At 40.4% G+C, this 20,512-nt stretch carries 19 protein-coding genes; 3 read left to right on the top strand and 16 right to left on the bottom strand.

Annotation, left to right across the window (positions count from 1 at the left end):
- Positions 1–52 precede the first annotated feature (52 nt).
- From clpB to rluD, 3 genes are all read right to left on the bottom strand, one after another.
- Positions 53–2,629 (bottom strand): ATP-dependent chaperone ClpB, encoded by a 2,577-nt coding sequence (gene clpB / locus CWB78_RS03700; protein WP_010391293.1) that lies wholly within the window; start codon positions 2,627–2,629, stop codon positions 53–55.
- Between the two features lie 96 nt (positions 2,630–2,725).
- Positions 2,726–3,457 (bottom strand): peptidoglycan editing factor PgeF, encoded by a 732-nt coding sequence (gene pgeF, locus CWB78_RS03695; protein ID WP_138594260.1) that lies wholly within the window; start codon positions 3,455–3,457, stop codon positions 2,726–2,728.
- A 2-nt stretch (positions 3,458–3,459) separates the two neighbouring features.
- Positions 3,460–4,437 carry a 23S rRNA pseudouridine(1911/1915/1917) synthase RluD gene (rluD, locus tag CWB78_RS03690; protein WP_138594258.1) on the bottom strand — a complete coding sequence of 326 codons (978 nt, stop codon included), beginning with the start codon at positions 4,435–4,437 and terminating at the stop codon, positions 3,460–3,462.
- A gap of 141 nt (positions 4,438–4,578) precedes the next feature.
- Here rluD and CWB78_RS03685 point away from each other — a divergent pair, with 141 nt between their 5' ends.
- Positions 4,579–5,343, top strand: a complete 765-nt coding sequence (locus CWB78_RS03685) for an outer membrane protein assembly factor BamD (RefSeq protein WP_055011718.1) — start codon at positions 4,579–4,581, stop codon at positions 5,341–5,343.
- A gap of 59 nt (positions 5,344–5,402) precedes the next feature.
- On the opposite strand, the gene CWB78_RS03680 is transcribed toward CWB78_RS03685, so the two are convergent.
- Positions 5,403–5,741 (bottom strand): P-II family nitrogen regulator, encoded by a 339-nt coding sequence (locus CWB78_RS03680; RefSeq protein WP_054202119.1) that lies wholly within the window; start codon positions 5,739–5,741, stop codon positions 5,403–5,405.
- Between the two features lie 174 nt (positions 5,742–5,915).
- On the opposite strand from CWB78_RS03680, the gene CWB78_RS03675 reads away from it, so the two are divergent.
- Positions 5,916–6,467, top strand: coding sequence for a GspH/FimT family pseudopilin (locus CWB78_RS03675; RefSeq protein WP_138570447.1), 552 nt, complete (start codon positions 5,916–5,918; stop codon positions 6,465–6,467).
- 77 nt (positions 6,468–6,544) lie between these two features.
- On the top strand, positions 6,545–7,081 hold the full coding sequence (locus tag CWB78_RS03670) for a GspH/FimT family pseudopilin (RefSeq protein ID WP_138594256.1): 537 nt from the start codon (positions 6,545–6,547) through the stop codon (positions 7,079–7,081).
- A 200-nt stretch (positions 7,082–7,281) separates the two neighbouring features.
- On the opposite strand, the gene CWB78_RS03665 is transcribed toward CWB78_RS03670, so the two are convergent.
- From CWB78_RS03665 to ribF, 12 genes are all read right to left on the bottom strand, one after another.
- Entirely contained in the window at positions 7,282–7,701 is a 420-nt protein-coding gene (locus tag CWB78_RS03665; RefSeq protein ID WP_055011717.1) for a type IV pilin protein, read from the bottom strand.
- A gap of 9 nt (positions 7,702–7,710) precedes the next feature.
- Positions 7,711–10,884: a pilus assembly protein gene (locus CWB78_RS03660; RefSeq protein WP_138594254.1), complete on the bottom strand. Its 3,174-nt coding sequence runs from the start codon at positions 10,882–10,884 to the stop codon at positions 7,711–7,713.
- 1 nt (position 10,885) lies between these two features.
- On the bottom strand, positions 10,886–11,371 hold the full coding sequence (locus CWB78_RS03655) for a hypothetical protein (RefSeq protein WP_055011715.1): 486 nt from the start codon (positions 11,369–11,371) through the stop codon (positions 10,886–10,888).
- The gene (locus tag CWB78_RS03650) at positions 11,359–12,357 is read right to left on the bottom strand and encodes a PilW family protein (RefSeq protein ID WP_010391281.1); all 999 of its coding nucleotides are present in this window, start codon (positions 12,355–12,357) and stop codon (positions 11,359–11,361) included. The genes CWB78_RS03655 and CWB78_RS03650 overlap by 13 nt, the downstream gene beginning before the upstream one ends.
- A 1-nt stretch (position 12,358) precedes the next feature.
- On the bottom strand, positions 12,359–12,919 hold the full coding sequence (pilV, locus tag CWB78_RS03645) for a type IV pilus modification protein PilV (RefSeq protein ID WP_010391280.1): 561 nt from the start codon (positions 12,917–12,919) through the stop codon (positions 12,359–12,361).
- A gap of 114 nt (positions 12,920–13,033) precedes the next feature.
- Positions 13,034–13,738, bottom strand: a complete 705-nt coding sequence (locus tag CWB78_RS03640; protein WP_138594252.1) for a LytR/AlgR family response regulator transcription factor — start codon at positions 13,736–13,738, stop codon at positions 13,034–13,036.
- The gene (locus CWB78_RS03635) at positions 13,735–14,769 is read right to left on the bottom strand and encodes a sensor histidine kinase (protein ID WP_138594250.1); all 1,035 of its coding nucleotides are present in this window, start codon (positions 14,767–14,769) and stop codon (positions 13,735–13,737) included. The genes CWB78_RS03640 and CWB78_RS03635 overlap by 4 nt, the downstream gene beginning before the upstream one ends.
- Positions 14,770–14,796: 27 nt before the next feature.
- Entirely contained in the window at positions 14,797–15,726 is a 930-nt protein-coding gene (ispH, locus tag CWB78_RS03630) for a 4-hydroxy-3-methylbut-2-enyl diphosphate reductase (RefSeq protein ID WP_054202112.1), read from the bottom strand.
- Complete coding sequence (fkpB, locus tag CWB78_RS03625; protein ID WP_138594248.1) at positions 15,726–16,166, bottom strand: FKBP-type peptidyl-prolyl cis-trans isomerase; 441 nt, start codon at positions 16,164–16,166, stop codon at positions 15,726–15,728. The genes ispH and fkpB overlap by 1 nt, the downstream gene beginning before the upstream one ends.
- Complete coding sequence (gene lspA, locus CWB78_RS03620) at positions 16,163–16,663, bottom strand: signal peptidase II (protein WP_010391273.1); 501 nt, start codon at positions 16,661–16,663, stop codon at positions 16,163–16,165. The genes fkpB and lspA overlap by 4 nt, the downstream gene beginning before the upstream one ends.
- A gap of 12 nt (positions 16,664–16,675) precedes the next feature.
- Positions 16,676–19,504, bottom strand: coding sequence for an isoleucine--tRNA ligase (gene ileS, locus CWB78_RS03615; RefSeq protein ID WP_138594246.1), 2,829 nt, complete (start codon positions 19,502–19,504; stop codon positions 16,676–16,678).
- A gap of 29 nt (positions 19,505–19,533) precedes the next feature.
- Positions 19,534–20,460, bottom strand: coding sequence for a bifunctional riboflavin kinase/FAD synthetase (gene ribF, locus CWB78_RS03610; RefSeq protein WP_055011710.1), 927 nt, complete (start codon positions 20,458–20,460; stop codon positions 19,534–19,536).
- Between the last annotated feature and the right edge of the window lie 52 nt (positions 20,461–20,512).

Raw genomic sequence — 20,512 nt, 5'->3', positions numbered from 1 at the left:
GAATCAAAAACAAAAAAGCCGCTGTTTTCAGCGGCTTTTTACTGTGCTCAGATTATCGGCTAGTAAACTCTAAGCCCTCACTACTTGCATCAATAACAATGATGCAGCCTGGTTGAAAATCATTATTAAGCAGCTTTTGTGCTAACGGATTTTCAATGGTTTGTTGTATTGCACGCTTAAGTGGGCGAGCGCCATAAACCGGATCAAAACCACTGGCAGCAATCCGCTCAAGCGCAGCATCCGTCAATTCAAGTAAATAGCCCATCTCAGTTAATCGTTCACGCAATTTACTTAACTGTATATCTGCGATTTCTTTAATATGACTATGTGCAAGTGAGTGGAACACTACTGTTTCATCAATACGGTTAATAAATTCAGGCCTGAACTCATTATGCAGTACACCCATTACCTTTGCTTTAAGCTCGTCATAGTCATTACTTCCCGATTGCTCTTGGATAATGTCTGAACCTAAGTTAGAGGTCATAATGATAACCGTATTTTTAAAATCAACCGTACGCCCTTGGCCATCCGTTAAACGCCCGTCATCAAGAACTTGTAATAAAATATTAAACACATCTGGGTGCGCCTTTTCTATTTCATCAAGCAAGATAACCGAATAGGGTTTACGACGAACAGCTTCGGTTAAATAGCCACCTTCTTCGTAACCTACATAACCGGGAGGCGCACCGACTAAACGCGCAACTGAGTGTTTTTCCATAAACTCAGACATATCAATGCGTACCATGGCACTTTCAGTGTCAAACATATAGCCAGCCAACGCTTTTGTTAGCTCTGTTTTACCCACCCCTGTTGGCCCTAAGAATAGAAATGAGCCAATAGGACGATTCGGATCAGCAAGCCCTGCACGCGAACGACGGATGGCATTAGCCACAGCAACCACCGCTTCATCTTGCCCTATCACTTTATTGTGCAACTGCTCTTCCATTTGCAATAGTTTTTCACGCTCACCTTGAAGCATACGTGCCACCGGAATACCAGTCCAACGTGATAAAATTTCGGCTATTTCGTCTTCGCCCACTTGGTTTTTAAGTAAGCTCATTTCTTGCATTTCGGCTTGCGATGCTAAATCAAGCTTACGCTCAAGCTCGGGTATACGGCCATATTGCAGTTCTGACATGCGCTGTAAATCGCTTGCTCTGCGTGCCACTTCTAAATCAAGTCGTGCCTGTTCAAGCTCAGCTTTAATGACTTGCGTACCTTGCAAAGACGCTTTTTCGGCATTCCATACTTCATCGAGTTCACGGTATTGCACCTCAAGCTCAGTGATCAGCTCAACCATTTCTGCACGGCGCTTTTGACTCGCCTCGTCTTTTTCTTTAGCCAAGGCGTTATCTTCAATTTTTAACTGAATGATACGACGCTCTAACTTATCTAAGGCTTCAGGTTTTGAATCAATTTGCAGTCGAATAGAAGAGCCCGCTTCGTCAATTAAATCAATTGCTTTATCAGGTAATTGGCGATCACTAATATAGCGATGTGATAACTGCGCTGCAGCAACAATTGCCGGATCGGTGATTTCCACTGAGTGATGTAATTCGTAACGCTCTTTTAGACCACGTAATATAGCGATAGTATCTTCAACCGATGGCTCTTCAATTAATACTTTTTGGAAACGGCGCTCAAGTGCAGCATCTTTTTCAATGTATTTACGATATTCATCTAAGGTCGTTGCACCTACGCAATGAAGTTCACCACGTGCTAATGCAGGTTTTAACATGTTACCCGCATCCATAGCGCCATCACTTTTACCAGCGCCAACAATGGTATGAATTTCATCAATAAACAAAATCACTTGGCCTTCTTCTTTGGCCAATTCATTTAAAACTGATTTTAAACGCTCTTCAAATTCACCTCGGTATTTGGCCCCAGCAACCAACGCGCCTAAATCAAGCGAGAGTACGCGCTTGTTTTTTAAGCCCTCTGGCACTTCCCCATTAATAATACGTTGCGCAAGCCCTTCGGCAATCGCGGTTTTACCCACCCCAGGCTCACCAATTAACACAGGATTGTTTTTGGTGCGGCGTTGTAATACTTGGATGGTGCGACGAATTTCATCATCACGGCCGATTACAGGGTCAAGCTTACCTTGCTCCGCCCGCTCAGTTAAATCAATAGTGTACTTTTCAAGTGCTTGACGAGTTTCTTCAGCATTAGGATCATCAACTTTTTGACCACCGCGAATTGCTTCTATGGCAGTTTCAACTTTGTTAGCAGTGATATTAAGTGCTTTAAATACACTGCCAAGCGGCCCTTTATCTTCACATGCAACTAAAACAAACAGTTCGCTTGAGATATATTTATCTTTGCGTTTTTGGGCATACTTGTCACACAGATTAATAAGTGAAACCATGTTGTTTGACAATTGCACATCGCCACCAACACCTTCCACTTTAAATAACTTTTCTATCTCTTGAGATAGTTTGGTATTGAGCTCGTCAATACTAATGCCCATTTGTGCAAACAAGGCACGCACACTTGAACCACTTTGCTTTAATAAAGCATACATAAGGTGAACGGGTTCAATAAATTGATGATCGCGACCTAGCGCTAATGATTGCGCATCTGAAAGCGCAGACTGAAATTTACTTGTAAATCTATCTAAACGCATGGGGGTTTACCTATAAAAAAACGAATTACTTTATAAATGGGTATGTTAGCGGATTTGTTCAAGGTATTGAGGGAAAAATAATCACTTAATAGTAATTTACTTGCGCCAGATCAAACTTGCCATACGACCGGTTTGGCCGTCACGTCGATAAGAAAAAAACTGATTTTTTTGAGAGAACGTGCAGTATTCACCACCACTAATATTCACAACACCCCGTTGGTTTAGCAAAATACGCGCTATGTAATAAATATCAGCTAAATATTTATCGTTATTTTGAGGTTTAAACGCATCATGCAAAGCTGGATTGTTGGCTGTAAATGTTGCAACGACCTCTTGGCCGACTTCAAATTGGTCAGCCCCTATTGCAGGACCTAACCAAGCATGTAAGTTCGTTGGTGCATGCTTAAAATAGCTAACTGTATTATTAATGATTCCTTGCGCTAACCCTCGCCAACCGGCGTGAATTGCAGCCACTTCTTGGCCATCGCTTGAGGTAAGTAAAATAGGTAAACAGTCAGCGGTCATTATAGCTAAAGGTTGATTATATAATTGCGTGTAAAGCGCATCCCCCATCAGAGTTTGGTTAAAATCAAACCCTTCATCCACTCTAATTACATCAGCGCTATGAACCTGATTTAACCAAACAGCAGGATTAGGTATGTAACTATTTACATGCGCTCGATTGGTTAATACATCTTGGCTGTTATCACCTACATGCAATCCTAAATTCAAGCTATCAAATGGAGGCTTTGATACGCCTCCATCCCGTGTAGTACTCAATGTGCCTACACCCTGAATAGATTGCCATGTAGCTGATAAGCCAGACATAATTAACTAGCTATGTCTGGATTTGCTTTTGTATCTTCACGCAGTGCTTGAGTCATCTGAACCATATCATCAGGGATAGGTGCTTGCCAGGTCATCATTTCACCGGTAATTGGATGAGCAATGCTTAATTTAACAGCATGGAGCGCTTGACGCTTAAAGCTACGCAGTAACTCAAACAGCTCAGGCGTTGCTCCTTTTGGTGGACGAGGACGACCGCCATAAGATTGATCGCCAATTAATGGGTGGTTTAAGTACGCCATATGCACGCGAATTTGATGCGTACGTCCGGTTTCAAGGCGTAAACGCAAACGAGTATGAGCACGGAACTTTTCTGCCACACGGTAATGCGTAATCGCTGGTTTACCCATTTCATGAACTGCCATATGCGTACGCTGAGTTGGATGGCGGCCAATCGCTTTTTCAACCATACCACCGGCAGTCATAGTACCATTACATAACGCTTCATATTCACGTGTGAAATTTTCGCGCTTTTGTAAGGCTTTCACCAGGTGAGTTTGTGCCTGAATCGTTTTCGCGACAACCATTAAACCTGTGGTGTCTTTATCTAGACGATGCACTATACCCGCGCGTGGCACGTTGATAATGTCTGGAAAATGATGAAGTAACGCATTTAACACCGTACCGTCAGGATTGCCTGCGCCCGGATGAACCACTAATCCCATTGGTTTGTTGATCACTAAAATATCATCGTCTTCATAAACGATGTTTAATTTGATATCTTGTGCTTCGTATTCACGAGGTGCTTCTATTGTTGTTTCAACAGTCACAACTTCACCACCGAGTAATTTTTCACGCGGTGTGTTGAAGATTTCGCCATCAACGGTGATTTTATCATCTAAAATCCACGTTTTTATCCGTGATCGTGAATAATCAGGGAACAATTGTGCTAATACTTGGTCTAGACGTTTACCACCTAAGTCTGTTGGGACCTCGGCTTGGAGAGATATTTGCTCTGACATTAGTAACTTTACCCAATTTACCAGTGCAAGCTTTGCTTGACTGGGTTAGAATCGCTTTTAATAAAAGCATAACATAATACGCATAGTTTACTCGGTTTTACCCACTTGGCCTAGCCGAAGACATCGAAGGTAACAAATAAAATGATAAATAAAATAGGGAAACGTGCATTCGCCATTGTTTTTTCAGTTTCAGTGCTTAGTTTAGGAGCTTGTTCGTCTGCGCCTGACCAAGAAGATATTCAACGAGTACCAAACAGATCAGCACAAGCACTATACGAAGATGCAAAACAAACGCTTGATTCTGGTTTATACGCACGTGCAATTGAACTGTTAGCGGCAATTGATTCTCGCTACCCGTTTGGCCCGTTTTCAAAGCAAGTACAAATGGATTTAGTGTATGCACATTACCAATCAGGTAATACAGAGCAAGCACTGGCGACAATTGACCGCTTCATTCGCTTAAACCCAAACCACAAAGATTTAGATTACATGTATTACATGCGTGGTTTGGTTAATATTAAAGCTGATAAAAATGCTTTCCAAGAATACTTTGGTGTAGATAGAGCCGACAGAGATGCTAAACGCACCCGTGTTGCTTATACCGACTTATCAACCTTAGTTAAACGTTTTCCAGAAAGTGATTATGCGCCGGAGGCAAAACGTCGTTTAGTTTGGTTATTAAACCGTATGGCTCGTTATGAGCTGAAGGTTGCGACTTACTATTATGAACGTGAAGCCTATTTAGCAGCTGCGAATCGCGGCAAGTATGTGGTAGAGCACTACTCACAAAGTAGCTACCTTGATGCAGCATTAGCCATGATGGAAAAAAGCTACGATAAGCTTGGGTTAACTGAATTAAGTGATAATGCAGCGCAAACACGCAAATTTAACAGTAGAAATAAATAACACAAAAAAGGCGCTACTTTTAAATTAAAGTAGCGCCTTTCTTATACTCAAGACAACGATTATATTGCGTCTTCATCTTCTTCTGCGGTACGAATACGAACAACACGCTCTACCTCAGTGACAAATATTTTACCATCACCAATTTTACCTGTTTGTGCGGTTTTAACAATCATATCAATAGCACGTTCTACATCTTCATCACCAAGCACAATGTCCAGCTTTACCTTAGGTAAAAAATCAACCATATACTCTGCACCACGGTATAGCTCAGTGTGGCCTTTTTGACGCCCAAACCCTTTTACTTCACTTACTGTCATACCCGTAATACCAACATCAGAAAGTGCTTCGCGCACATCATCGAGCTTAAACGGTTTAATGATTGCTTCTATTTTTTTCATATTAGTTACTTTTGAAAGCCTCAGTTGCCTCGATTTTAGACAATCATGAGGTTCATAGCAAACAAAGTGATTGAATAGCACAGGTGAAAAATAATCATGGTATGATTATTTTAATAAAAATAACTATACTAGGGTCTGTTGACCTTTCAACATCATCGAGTTAATGAGATTTATATGAAAACCAAGCATACAGGATTTACTCTATTAGAGTTAATGGTTACCGTTGCTATTGTTGCGATAATAGCGAGTATTGCAATATGGAATAGTAGCGATATGCTGGAAGAAAACCGAGGCGAAAACTTTTTATTGGAGCTAAAGCGTAATATTAGTTTTGCGCGATCACAAGCAGCTAGTACTGATGAAATCGTGGTTATTTGTGCAGCTCAGCATTCGGAGGTTAAAAATAATGATGATAGTATGCAATGCCGAGCAAGGTGGGATCGTAATAAAGTTATTATTACCTTTATTGATGCAGATAATGATGGTCAATATAATTCTTCATCTGACAGCTTAATTCGCGTTATGGAAAAAATTAACCTTAATGATAAGGTAACATTCACAGCTGGAGATAGACGAATACGGTTTAACACCAGCGGTCGTATCACCACTAAACCTGGAAATTTTATTTTTTGCCCTAATGGTACTAATGAAAATAATAAAGGGTTAACACTGTCTCAATCAGGGACTGCTTTTTATATAGGTGACACAACTCAAACCTGCAGCTAAAAGCCATTTCATACTTTGTCGTTTTTTGATTATTTACTAAACTAATATAATGGACTGTTCAATGTAAGGCTTCAGGGATGAAGTTAATTATAAGTGTTCACAAAAACGATGGCGTTACGCTAGTAGAATTACTAATAACCATTTCAGTTATAGCAATACTGAGCCAACTCTCTTTATGGTTTGTTCCTGATTTCTTGGCGCTCAATCGCGCTGATAATCAGGTGAATTTATTACACCGAAATATTAATTTAGCACGTCTTTATGCTATAGAGCATGGCAGCTACGTAACTCTTTGCGCTTTAAAAGATAAACAATGTTTAGATGGTGAGTGGCACACGGGTGTGTCACTATTTACTGATGATGACAAGTCAACATCTTTGGATAATGACGAACGTCTTATTAGTACCTTTGAACATACCCATCCCTCTGATAGCTTAGAGTACCCTCGCACTGCAATAACTTTTAGACCCGACGGCTCTTTAAATGGCTTTCAAAACGGTACTTTTATCTATTGCCCTAATAGCGAAAAAGCAAGCCTTGAGGGGCTTGCTCTTTCTATAAGTCAAACAGGTCGCATACGGATAAAGTCCACAAATAGATGCAAAAATAACTAACCTGAACTCTGGTTAAGAGATTTACTAATATATTGGATAATAGTGATAGCTAGGTTTATTTCCTCTAGCCAGAGACTCACAGTGAAAACAAGGTGGATTTTCGCGTCAATAGCTGGGCTATTGCAAGTAAATTCAACACAATTAGCGCCAAAAGTAGCTACTTGAGATAGGTATATAATCCAGAGTAAGGTTTACCTGCATTATCTACCCCAACAATAATTTATATCTGATTTACCTTTGGTGCCTTTAGCCCCTTTTAAGCCTAAGTCATTAATAGACAGCTCAGTACAATCAGCATCCCCTTTCACCGCTCCAGCGATGGGTTTAGCTGTAATTGTAAATTCATTGCTATCAACCACATTAATTGCCAACTCAAAATGCCCGTTTTCAGTTTTACTTTGAATACCTAAGTCGCTAAACGAAGTCGAATAAACTCGGTTATCTACAAAGTATTGCTCTTGCTTGTTTGCCGCATCTAACAGCGCAGATGCAGCTTCCGCGCGTGATGCCCTTTTTACATACTCAGTGTAATTCGGCAGTGCAACTGCAGCAATGATGCCAACAATCGCAACTGTGATCATTAACTCAATTAATGTGAATCCTTGTTGTGTCTTGTTCATATACAGCCCTTAATTGTTTATTTCGTCGTTTTCTTCACGCTTATAAATATATGTTTGCTGCGTTTTAAAGCCAAAACCAATGGGCTCTTTATCATTAACCAGCTTGATTGTACCGTCAACCACTTTTAAACCAGGTCCTGTAATTTCTACAGGTTTAAGAGGGTTTTCGGCTTGCTCACCTTTTATTCCAGGGCCAATTAGAAAAAACTGACTTTCTTCGATAACGTCTTCTTCTGGATTATCATCACACTTTCCATCACCGTTCGAATCGGTACAAGAGTTAGTCGCACCAAAATAAAGCTGTGGTGTATCGGGTACATCATAACTGGTTGCAAATTTGAGCTGATCATACACTTTTGTACCATAATGCAAATGAAATGCATAAAGCGCACCACCGCCTCCGCTTAAGGAACATTGATTCTCTACAACTTCATCAGATGCTGGCGTGAAAGAGGTAAAATAAGCAACCCCACCAACAACGGTAGCTGCAGCCAATGACTTTTCACCTTTAGCTAATTCATAGCGCCACCCTTTCTTTTTTGCCAACTCAGCTTCAACAAGGTTAAAACCATCTATGTCATCTAGAGTATTACCAAACGGATCATCATTCATAATCATTAAGTCAGATGGTTTTATTGCAGCAGGCGCATTGGTCTTAAATGAGCGTGTCAGCGTATTTTCATCACGAATCATAAACAATTGATCTTGCTCATTTGTATTCGTTGGTTTTGAGCGATTACCACTGCCGATAACAACAGCATCATAAGGAGTATCTAAACGGGTAATAACCTTATCACCGTTGATGGTCGTCTCTGTTACTTTACTAAACAAGGTACGCGCAACTAAAGGCTTATAAAAGAAACGTCTATCTTGGGTATTTTGATTGCTACCAAGCTCTGCAAGTTTGAAATGGCTGAACTCGCGGCTATCTTCTCCTGGCATATCAATGCGCCAAATATTACCACCGGTATCTGAAGCATAAATTCGGTCAATATAGCCGTCATAATCTGAATCAAGCGTAGTTAAATCAGCGGCAATGCTATGTTTACCTTTAAAACCATTGCTATCTGGGGTTAACGCCCAAACTAAACTGCCAGTTTTTGCTTCAACAATATAAATACCCCGGCCGCTGGAGTCCTCAGACCTAATTGCGGCGTCTTTATTAACATCGTAACCTGCACCAAATACGAGTAAAGGTTTATTACCAAAAGCTTTAATATAAGCTATTTGAGGTTTTGACCATGTTTGTGCTAATTCCGTAAAGTCGCCTTTGCCGCCTTCAATTGGTTTGCTCCAAAGGCGCTTTGGTTGATTCGGATTTGTAATATCTAAGCCGTAGTAATTCTTGCCACCACGACGCATACCAGCAAAAGCCCAAACAGCATCTCCTTTACTAGCATCTATAATACCGTCATTTAAACCTTCGCTATTTAAACTCTTATTACTAAAGTAAACACTGATAGGGCCGTCCATACCATATACTTTACTATCCGCTTGTTTATTTCTGAGTGGTTTAATAATGTCAAATAATGCTGAAGGTATAAACGCCCAGCTTTCACTTACAGTCTCACCGGCATCTTTAAACATATGTAAAAACCCAGCATTTGTTCCTATAAGAATTCGTATATCATCATTGCCATAGTCGATGGCAATAGGTTTTGAATGTAATGGGTCGCCAAAAATATCAGATCGTTGATCTTGTGATGAACCATCTTTATCCTCATCATCAACGTCGACCCCTCTTGCCCAATTCACATCTTGACTAGATAGGGACAACGGGTTATTGGTAACCCCGCTAAGAATGTCACTAACAACCGAAGTATTAAAACTAACAACAGAGCCTTGATTCTCCGTAAATAAATTACGAGCAAGCGGATCTATCGTGCTTAAATAATGATTCACACCACCTTGTGCAACAGCATTACCGTCAGCGGGTTGGCCTGCAGGAAGCCAAAATGTTTTTGCATCTTTTGAAATTAAACCTTCGCTATTAAGAGCAGGCTTGTTAGTTGCGTCAACAATCTGACTACCTGAAACTTTTAACTTTTTGAGGTTGCCACGCCAGCGCGCACCGGTTTCTGGATAAAACATAGCAAAATAAATAGCATCACGACTTCGAGTTTGATCTACATTGTTACTCGCCACCGACGGCGATGAAAAACTATCATTTACTTCACGAATACGAGAAATCGTATTTTTAAGTGCATCAGATAGTTGCGCAGCTGTATTCGCATGTAAGTATTGCCCACCACCGTAATCTGCAGTCTCAGTAAGTAAGTTTTTACCTGAGTCACTCATACCCGTACCAAAACCGATAGGAAATACACGTCCAATATCAAGCACATTACTGGTTTTGCTATACAAATCAACTTTTACATCATCTGTACCATGGATAATTTTCGCCAATGCTGCTAAATAACTATTACTAACAGCAGGTGCATTTTCAGAAAAATAGTCATCATGGAGATTATATATATCATTATTTCTGTTAGAGTCGTTTGTAGGATCGCCATCTGTCATTAAAATAATATTAATACTGTTATCACACCTAAGTGGCTCGCCAGTAACAGGCGCAAAGGGTGATTTATAAACTCCTGATGATTCAGCTGTAAAATCTCGTTCATTAGTATTTCCCCCGTAATATACGTTTTGTCCCGTGATATACAGGTAGGCTTCCCAGAGTGTTTCTGTTAATGGAGTTGAACCACTTGCAGGTAACTCTTCTACTTTATTCAGTAAAAATGACTTTTCAGCCCCTACTCTGGCTAAAACATACCCGCCATTGCTACCATTAAAGCGCATTAAACCAAATTCAATATCATCGTTATCGTTCACTAATTGGGTGATAGCATTTTGCGCAACTCTTAAGCGGCTATCACTACATGTGGGTTCATAATTGTAGTAACTAGTTCTTTTATAACATTGCTCATTTCGTTTATAACTGTCTTTACTTTCAAAGCAATCAACCTCGTAATAGCTACTACCGCTTCTTTTATAACAGGCATTGCCATCGTTTACATCCCAGGCCATACTTCCCGAGGTATCAAAAATCATAATAACACGTGGCTTTTCATTAGTTTCCACATTGTGGTTAACATAGAGCTCTATGTCTTCACCATTCGCTGATAAACTAATTAATACACAAAATATAGAAATGAGTACTCTCTTTAACGTAAGCTTCATTTTAAATCCCCTTACTTATGCTAGCCATCTCTTGGGCTACGCCGGTGACAATTGTAAGCTGGTGCTTACTTTTAGAGCCATATTCTATGGTTGTTGAAACTTGTACCATGTTGCATGAGATACCAGCAGTAAAACTAAAACGACGAGGGCATTCTAAATCGAGTACACCATTGTTTAAATTAATCATATTGCTTTTCATATCATCACGTTCGGCCATAACAATACCCTTGTCTGAAACTTCTTCAGGGGTCAAAAAGAACTGATTAGCAGCTCCTTTACTGACTTCGTCAGCAATTATTCGCTGCACTTCACCAATTAGTTGATTTTCTGCAACCTCGCGCTCTTGGGCTGCGTTGGTAATTTTAATATCAATACTACTACTGCTCATTAAAGTAACCGCAATTCCTGTCACTGCTATGACCATAATAAGCGCTGTAATAAGTACAACGCCCTGTTGTTTATTTTTCATCTGCGTTAAATACGCCATAAATTTGCACCCACGTTATTTAAACGAATAGTCGTCGTGAAAACAGTTCGTCTGAAATTATCTGAAAAAGTGAGAGTGCGACTATTAGCATCTTCCCCTAATACGTACGTTTGGTTCTTAATTTTAAGACCAGGATCAGGCTGCAATGCTCTGATCAATAAAAAAACTTGTACTGTTAAAATGCCTTTACGATTTTCCCAGTCACTGACATTCATATCATTGATGCTTTTGTATGTATCAACACGGCTGTCGCTGGTAGTATCTAGACCAAAAACAAAACGCATATTTTCCACGCCTTCCATTATAGTTTCAGTGTTTATAGACCCTCCCACCAAACGTTTTCGCATTAGTGCAGGTACAGTAAGGCTCTTATTATTTACCGTATAAGTTTGCTCTGAAATATAATAGCTGTGATGACTATACGGCCATACCGACGCATTAATATTTATGCTAGTAGGGTCAACAACACCTCGTTCAAAGCGAGCACTTTCTTGCTCAGCAATAAAATAATTCTCATCACTTTGCGTTTCATTAACACCTGCGGCATCCACTTCTAGTTGGTTTCCTTGTAAAAACTTAACCTGTAAAATATCAGTGCCTGCTAAAGGGTTATTAACGCAATTAAGTTCACTTGAACTAGTAGCTGTTTTTGCATAAAGCGTTTTAAAGTTACTGCTGCTGGTTAAATCAGGAAAGCTACCGTTATTGAGACCTTCAAAACAATCACCTGTAGGATTCGACAATGATGATGTGTTTATAACGGTGAAAGAATCATCATAAAATGTTCCCCAAAAACCAACCTGCTCAATATCACGTTGCATAATATTTATAGCTAAGCGACCTGATTCTTGTAACTCACCTATAGTCATTGTGTCTTTGGTGGTTACTTTCATACCGATATAAGTAAACATTACCCCACCCAAAATTAATCCCCCTATAAATAGAGATATCATCATTTCAATGAGTGTAAATCCTGTTTGCTTCATTTTAGCTCCTAACGTATACATAGCTATTAAGCACGACTAAGCGACGTTTTTTATCTGCAACACCACAGCTAATTTTACCTGTGGCCTCACTCGCTTTAAATTCTTGGCGACCCTGCCAAGAAACAATAACCTCTATGTTATATGCTTTCCCCCCAGACCCCCCTACAACTTCAGGGTTAATACACACAGTTGCCCCATCAAGTGATCCGGTATTCTCTCGGGCTCGGATAGCACGTTTCCATTGCTCGATATCTAAACTAGCTATTTGTGCGTTACTACAAGAGCTTGTAAAACATGTTTTAGACGGTTTCTTAGTGGTTTCACTGGTAAACTCTACATCATAATGGGTCGCGAGTTGCGAAGTATCGTTTGCTCGAATACGTTGAATAATATCATTACCAAGCGCAACAGCAGCAGCACGTTGCATTGAATCAAAACTTGCTTGCTTTGCTTTTGCTTGTAAAGCCACCGCACCGAGTAAGCCAAAGCTTAAAATAATGAAAGCAATCAGAACTTCGATGAGAGTAAAGCCCTTTTGAAACTTAAATACAGTCGAGAACATACTTAAACCAAATAATAATTATCTAACAATAAGTGTATGCAATTAAAAATTAGATTCAACTAGAACCATGACTAACGGTTAATTATGTTGATAAGCGGTTAATGGGTAGGTGTATTAAAGTTCGCTTTTTACGCTTTTGAGTGCTCGACGACTTACAGCTAAAAAAGCACTACAGCCTTGTAGCTCAATAACATGTTGATGGTTTTTAAGCGTATGTAGGGCAATGATTTTGTTCTTATTCACCAAAGTATGTCGATGAATTCTTAATAAATGATGCGGGTATTGCATTTCAAGATGCTTTAAACTGTCCTCAATTAAAGCTTCCCCTTGATCAAACACAACCTTGGTATACTTTTCCTCTGCGTTAAAATAAAAAATACTCTCTATTTCAATACTTCTGATAGTGCCGGCCAGTTGATACGTTACTTTTTCTGTATGTTGCTGTTGCAGGTGTACTCTGTTTAAACGTCCTAGCTGTTGTAATGCATGTTGCAAACTTTTTACTGATATAGGTTTTACTAAATACCCAGCTGCATTTAGTTGCAGTGCATCAAGTGCATGCTCAGGGTGAGCGGTTATAAAAATAATCGCAGGGGGAACCGCCAAGCAATTGAGTTGATTAGCCACTTCGATGCCATTTAAGCCTGGCATGTCAACATCTAAAAACACTAAATCAGGCTGAAGCTCTTCTATTTTCATTAAAGCGTCATTGCCATTATCGGCCTCACCTTGCACATGAATGGATGTATGGCTTTGACCAAGTAAACGCTTTAAGCGTGCTCTTGCTAAGGGTTCATCATCTACAATCAGTACATTCATAACATGTTCTCTGTTTGTTTTGGGATAACCACTTTAACTCTAAATTTATTTTCTTTGTTGGTTATAGTCAATTGCGCCCGACCTTTATAATAAATACTTAAACGAGAACGGATATTATCAATTGCCATACCGTTATGCTCTCTAGTATTAGCAGTTTCAGTAGGTACAGGGTTAGTTACAATCAAGGTTAAATAATATGTTGTAACATGCAACTCAATACTAATGGTAGCACCACTTTGGCTGGGCTCTACACCATGACATACTGCGTTCTCTACCAAAGGTTGTAATGTTAGATATGGAATATAGAGCGCAGGGAGGTTTTCTGGTAATAACCACTCAACCTGTAAACGCTCTGCAAAACGCCATGATTCAAGAGCAATATATTGTTTAGTTAATATTATTTCATCACTGAGTAATACACTTTGCCCTGAACGCATTGCAGCTTGCGAAAGCGCTGCTAATGCCAAAATAGCATTCTCAGCAGCTTCAACGTCATGATGCGTTAATTCTGCTGCCGTATTCAAACTATTATATAAAAAATGGGGTCTGATCCGCGCCTGCAAGGCATCAAGCTCCGCTCGAGAGAGTGCTTTGGCTTGCTGTTCTTTTTCAAAATGAATAAGCAAAAATTGTACAAAAAGTAAGGTAAGCAAAAATACAATAATGCAATTACGTAACACAAAAAACGTAAGTTGTTTTTCGTTTTCTATATCAAAAGCAATATGAGAAAAAGCCAGACTAAATAAAGCAGTGCTCAGACTATATACAGCAATAAAAAAACTAAGCTGAATAAACTGAGGCTGTTTTGCAAGAAATCGCCGGCAAATGTATAAAAAAGAGGTACTGACTAATACTGTTACATGAAGAAATAAACTAATCTCTCCCAAGTGCAGCCATATGTCACCGCCAGCATTAGGAGCAAAAGCTAAAATAATAGCCACGACTTGTGTTACTACGAGGGATGCAAGTACACCACGCTCATTAAAAAGGGCCGAAAAAAGTAGTGCATCTGGTGTCAGTTGCTTACTCATTCGGCCCTCCTTTTATCTATTAATAGACTAACGCAGCTCTACTGGTACAGCAAAAACGATGTTTTCTTCTTCACCTGGGTTCTCGGTTACTTGCGTGCCACCAAGCTCTTTTAAACGAGTAATGACTTGCTGAACTAATACCTCAGGAGCTGAAGCACCGGCAGTCACACCTACACTATTGATACCATCAAACCATGATGCTTCAACATTACTAGCATCATCAATTAAATAGGCTTGCGTCCCCATCTTATCTGCCAGCTCTCGTAAGCGATTAGAGTTGGAGCTATTTTTAGCACCCACAACTAATAACACATCTACTTTATCAGCTAAATCACGAACCGCATCTTGACGGTTTTGCGTTGCATAACAAATATCATCTTTACGTGGGCCATCGATTGCAGGAAATTTACTACGTAAAGCATCAATCACATCGGCAGTATCATCTACAGATAGAGTTGTTTGGCTGCAGTAAAAAAGATTATCCGCATTTTTTACATCAAGCTTTAATACATCATCAACCGTTTCAACAAGGTAAATTCCACCTTGCTCGTTATCGTATTGACCCATGGTACCCTCAACCTCAGGGTGTCCGTGGTGACCAATTAAGATGCATTCAATACCTTTTTTACTAGCACGCGTTACTTCCATATGCACCTTAGTCACTAACGGACAGGTTGCATCAAATACTTTTAACTCTCTGCGTTTAGCCTCTGAGCGAACAGCCTGAGATACACCATGAGCGCTAAAAATAACAATGCTATCATCAGGAACCTGATCTAGTTCTTCGACAAACACGGCGCCGCGATTTTTTAAACCATCGACTACATAACGGTTATGCACCACTTCGTGTCTTACATAGATTGGTTTTTCAAAAATATCTAAAGCGCGCTCAACAATACTAATTGCGCGGTCAACACCGGCGCAAAAGCCTCGTGGATTAGCTAGTAATATTTCCATTAACCTTGTACCTCAATAATATCAACCTCAAACGTTAAACGTTGACCCGCTAAAGGGTGGTTAAAATCGATAGTGACAGACTCACCTTGCACTTCACGAACCAGGCCTGGAAGCTCAGTACCATCAGGTTGAGTAAAGGCAATAATCGCACCTACTTTAGCCGGTGTTTCTGCACCAAACTTACTACGATCTACATAATAAATATTATCTGGATTGGGTTGACCAAAGGCATCTTCAGGCTCAAGTTCAAATGTTTTGCTTTCACCCGCAGTTAGGCCAAGCAAACATTTTTCAAAGTTAGCGGTTAAGCTGCCATCACCCATAGCGAGCTTGGCAGGTTTGTTATGCACTTTTGTTGAGTCAGCGGCAGAGCCATCTTCTAGTTTAATAGAAAAATGAAAAATAACGTCTGAGTTTTCACCAATTACAGCTTGGCTCATGCTTTATGCTCCTTTGGTTCTTCGCCTGTAAAGGCGTCAAATAGTAATAATGCAGCGCCTATACAAATAGCGCAGTCTGCAATATTAAATACGGGGAAATGTGAGTCTTCGTAAAACACATGTAAAAAGTCAATAACGTATCCATAAGCAACACGGTCGTATAAGTTGCCGATAGCACCCGCTAACACTAACGAATATGCACTGCACAATACTTTATTAGACGCAGGAAGGCGCTTTAACCACCATACCAACAAACAACTAATTGCAATTGCTATTACACTTAAAAACCAACGTTGCCAGCCACCCGCTTCGCTTAAAAAGCTGTAAGCTGCACCGTAATTATGTACATAAGTGATACTAAAAACAGGCAGTAGATTAATTGACTCACCATAGGCCATGGTATTTACAACCAGTGTTTTACTGGCAAAGTCTATTACTAGTAGTAATAGACTCAACCAAAGCCACACTAAACCACTTTTTTGGGCTAGTTTGCTCACTAAAAACAACTCCTAAGCGAATTGACGCTTTTCACCTTCACCGTCAACGTTACTAACACAACGACCACAGATTTCAGGGTGCGCAGGTTCAATACCTACATCTTCACTATAATGCCAACAGCGCTCACACTTTTTAGCATCAGTTGCTGATACGCTAATGTATAAACCTTCAATTTCAGTTGCTTGTGAGTCTGCTGGCTGGCTATCCACCTCAGTAACATTTACAGCTGAAGTTAGTAATACAAAGCGCAGTTCATCGCCCAATGCCGCCAGCTTAGCTGCAAGTTCTTTGCTTGCAAACAAGTTAACCGTTGCTTGCAACGTAGCGCCAATCACTTCTTCTTTACGTGCAGCTTCTAGCAGACGGTTCACTTCGTCACGCACATTTAAAATAGCTTGCCAGTCTTCATTACTAAACTTGGTCGTTGTTGGTGCTTGTAAGCCCTCATACCAAGATGAAGTAAATACATAATCACTGCGCTCACCTGGAAGTGCTTCCCAAATTTCTTGTGCTGTAAAGCTCATGATTGGTGCCATCCAACGCGTCATCGCTTCAGCAATGTGGTACAGCGCGGTTTGACAAGAACGACGTGCATGACTGTCGCTTTTTGCCGTGTACTGACGATCTTTTATAACGTCTAAGTAGAACGAACCAAGCTCACCGGTACAGAAGTTCATTAGCTTTTGCGTTACTAATAGCATTTGGTAGCTATCGTATGCTGCTAAAATGTCATCTTGTAACTGTGCTGCACGCCCTACAATCCACTTATCAAGCTCAACCATATCATCAACAGCAACTTGATCTGTTTTTGGATCAAAACCGCTAAGGTTAGCAAGTAAGTAACGGCTGGTGTTACGAATACGACGGTAGCGATCTGCTGAACGTTTGAATATTTCATCTGATACCGTCATTTCTGCCGTGTAATCAGTTGATGCTACCCATAAACGTAAAATATCAGCGCCTAGTTTATTCATCACATTTTGTGGTGAAATCACATTACCTAATGACTTAGACATTTTGCGGCCGTTTTCATCAACCGTAAAGCCATGCGTTAGCACTTGCTTGTAAGGTGCATGACCATTTATTGCCACTGAGGTCATCATTGATGACATAAACCAACCACGGTGTTGATCTGAACCCTCTAGGTATAAATCAGCAGGACCGGTTAAATCTTCTCGCGCATCAACAACACAGGCATGAGTTACACCTGAATCAAACCACACATCGAGTGTGTCTTGCACTTTCATGTATTGTTGTGCGTCTTTTTCACCTAGTAAAGTAGCTGGCTCTAGGTCATACCAAGCTTGAATACCTGACTTTTCAACAAGCGCTGCTGCTTGTTCAATCAGCTCTTGAGTATTTGGGTGTAATGCGCCCGTGTCTTTATCAACAAACAACGCAATAGGTACACCCCAAGTACGTTGACGTGAAATACACCAATCAGGGCGACCTTCAACCATGTTAGCAATACGGCTTTCGCCCCATTCAGGTAACCACTGAGTATTTTTAATTTCAGCCAGTGAATCTTGGCGCAAGTTAGCCTGATCCATGCTAACAAACCATTGTGGTGTGGCACGGAAGATAATAGGCGTTTTATGGCGCCAGCAATGTGGGTAGCTGTGCGTTAATGCATGATGATGCATTAGGGCATTATTTTCTTTTAATACCTCAATTACACTCGCATTGGCTTTAAACACATGTTGACCGGCAAATAATTCAGTATCAGGTAAGTACACACCGTTTGCGCCAACAGGGTTAGCTACTTCAAGATTGTACTCAAGACCTGCCACGAAATCTTCTTGACCATGACCTGGTGCAGTATGCACGATACCGGTACCAGAATCTGTTGTTACGTGCTCAGCAACAATAACAGGAACATTAAAGTCGTAAAAAGGATGTGCTACAGTTAGGTTTTCAAGTGCTGCGCCTTTAACATAGCCAAGGATATGGAAATGGTTGAAACCAAAACGATCCATCGCGTCTTTAACCAGCTCAGAACCTATAATAAGACGTTGCTGAACGCCTTCGTCTTCTACTTGTACTAGCGCGTATTCTAAATCAGCATGCACAGCTACCGCACGGTTTGCTGGCAAAGTCCATGGTGTCGTAGTCCAAATAACGGTTCCTACGCTACCTGTTCCTGTATGGCCAGCCGCTAAATCAAACGCATTAACCACCGCATCTTGATCTGTAAAAGTAAAACGTACATCAATAGCTGGAGATTGTTTATCTTGGTATTCAACTTCTGCTTCAGCCAATGCTGAACCACAATCTGTACACCAATGCACAGGCTTAGCACCTTTATGTAAGTGACCATTTTTTATAATGCGGCCTAGTACACGAATGGCATTAGCTTCAAAGTCAAAGTTCATGGTTAGGTAAGGTTTATCCCAATCACCAAAAACGCCTAAACGTTTAAAGTCTACTTTTTGGCCTTCCACTTGCTTTTTAGCATAGGCACGACATTTCTCACGAAACTCTGCCGCAGTTACCTTAACACCGGGTTTACCGACTTTTTTCTCAACCATTAACTCGATTGGTAAACCATGACAGTCCCAACCTGGTACGTATGGCGCATCAAAGTCTGATAAAGTTTTAGACTTAACAATAATATCTTTTAATATTTTATTTACTGAGTGGCCTAAATGGATATCGCCGTTTGCATACGGAGGGCCGTCATGCAAAATGAAAGTTTTTTTACCTTTCTTCGCGCTGCGAATTTGACCGTATAGGTCGTCTTCATACCATGCTTTAAGCATTTTTGGTTCACGTTGTGCCAAATTGCCACGCATTGGAAACATTGTTTCCGGTAAATTCAAAGTATGTTTGTAGTCGCTCATTAATCCTACTTTCCGTTTCTATCGGCTACCTAATTTAAACCAAAACACTGCTTAGCGGCGGCAACATCGGTTGCTATTTGTGCCGTCAGTTGTGTTAATGTCTCGAATTTTTTCTCATTGCGGAGTTTTTCAATTAACTCCACATGCATAAATTGTCCATAAATATCTTGTGCAAAATCAAAAAGGTGAACTTCTAATAAGGCACGAGTTCCATTAAACGTGGGTTTGTTTCCAATGTTAGCCACCCCAAAAACTTGCTTTCCTGCGATCATCACTTGAACCGCAAATACACCATTGACCGGACAAACTTGACGTTTTAGTGCAATATTTGCCGTTCTAAAACCCAGTTCGCGGCCTTTTTTCCAGCCATGAATAACACGTCCAGATATTGCATAATTATGCCCAAGCATAACTTTTGCACTAACTAAGTCACCTTCAGCAAGCGCTTCTCGTATCAAGGTACTGCTTACTCTAGCATTTAATTGCCTAAAGCTGGCAGTGCTTTTAACACTCATTCCCACTTGGGTGCCCATAGTTGCCAATAGACTAAAGTTACCTTGGCGCTGTTTACCAAACCTAAAATCATCACCAACCGTTAATGCTTTAACGCCCAGCTTTTTAATTAAAATATCGCTAACAAACTGCTCAGCATGCATGTTTGCAAAAGCCTGATTAAAGCTAATACAAATAACGCGTTCAATTCCTAAGTTACTCAATAGACGAAGTTTATCACGCAGTCGAGTCAGCCTAGCCGGAGCGTTACTCTTTGCAAAAAACTCCTGTGGCTGAGGCTCAAATAACATTACGGTGCTGGGTAAATTATTTTCTTTTGCATCAGCTAAAAGCCCTTTTAATACGGCAGCATGACCCAAATGAACACCATCAAAATTACCAATGGTCAGCACACAACCAAAGTGTTGTGGGCGTATATTGTGTATACCTCTAATTAACTCCATGCCACCTAATGCCTTTTTCAGCGAGCGATAAAATGCGACCTCGGGCCGCAGA

The sequence above is a fragment of the Pseudoalteromonas sp. S1612 genome, from assembly GCF_005887175.1.
GTDB classification, from domain to species: Bacteria; Pseudomonadota; Gammaproteobacteria; order Enterobacterales; family Alteromonadaceae; genus Pseudoalteromonas; species Pseudoalteromonas undina.
The sequence above is the reverse complement of the archived record's forward strand: the minus strand, read 5'-3'. Positions and strand labels throughout refer to the sequence as shown.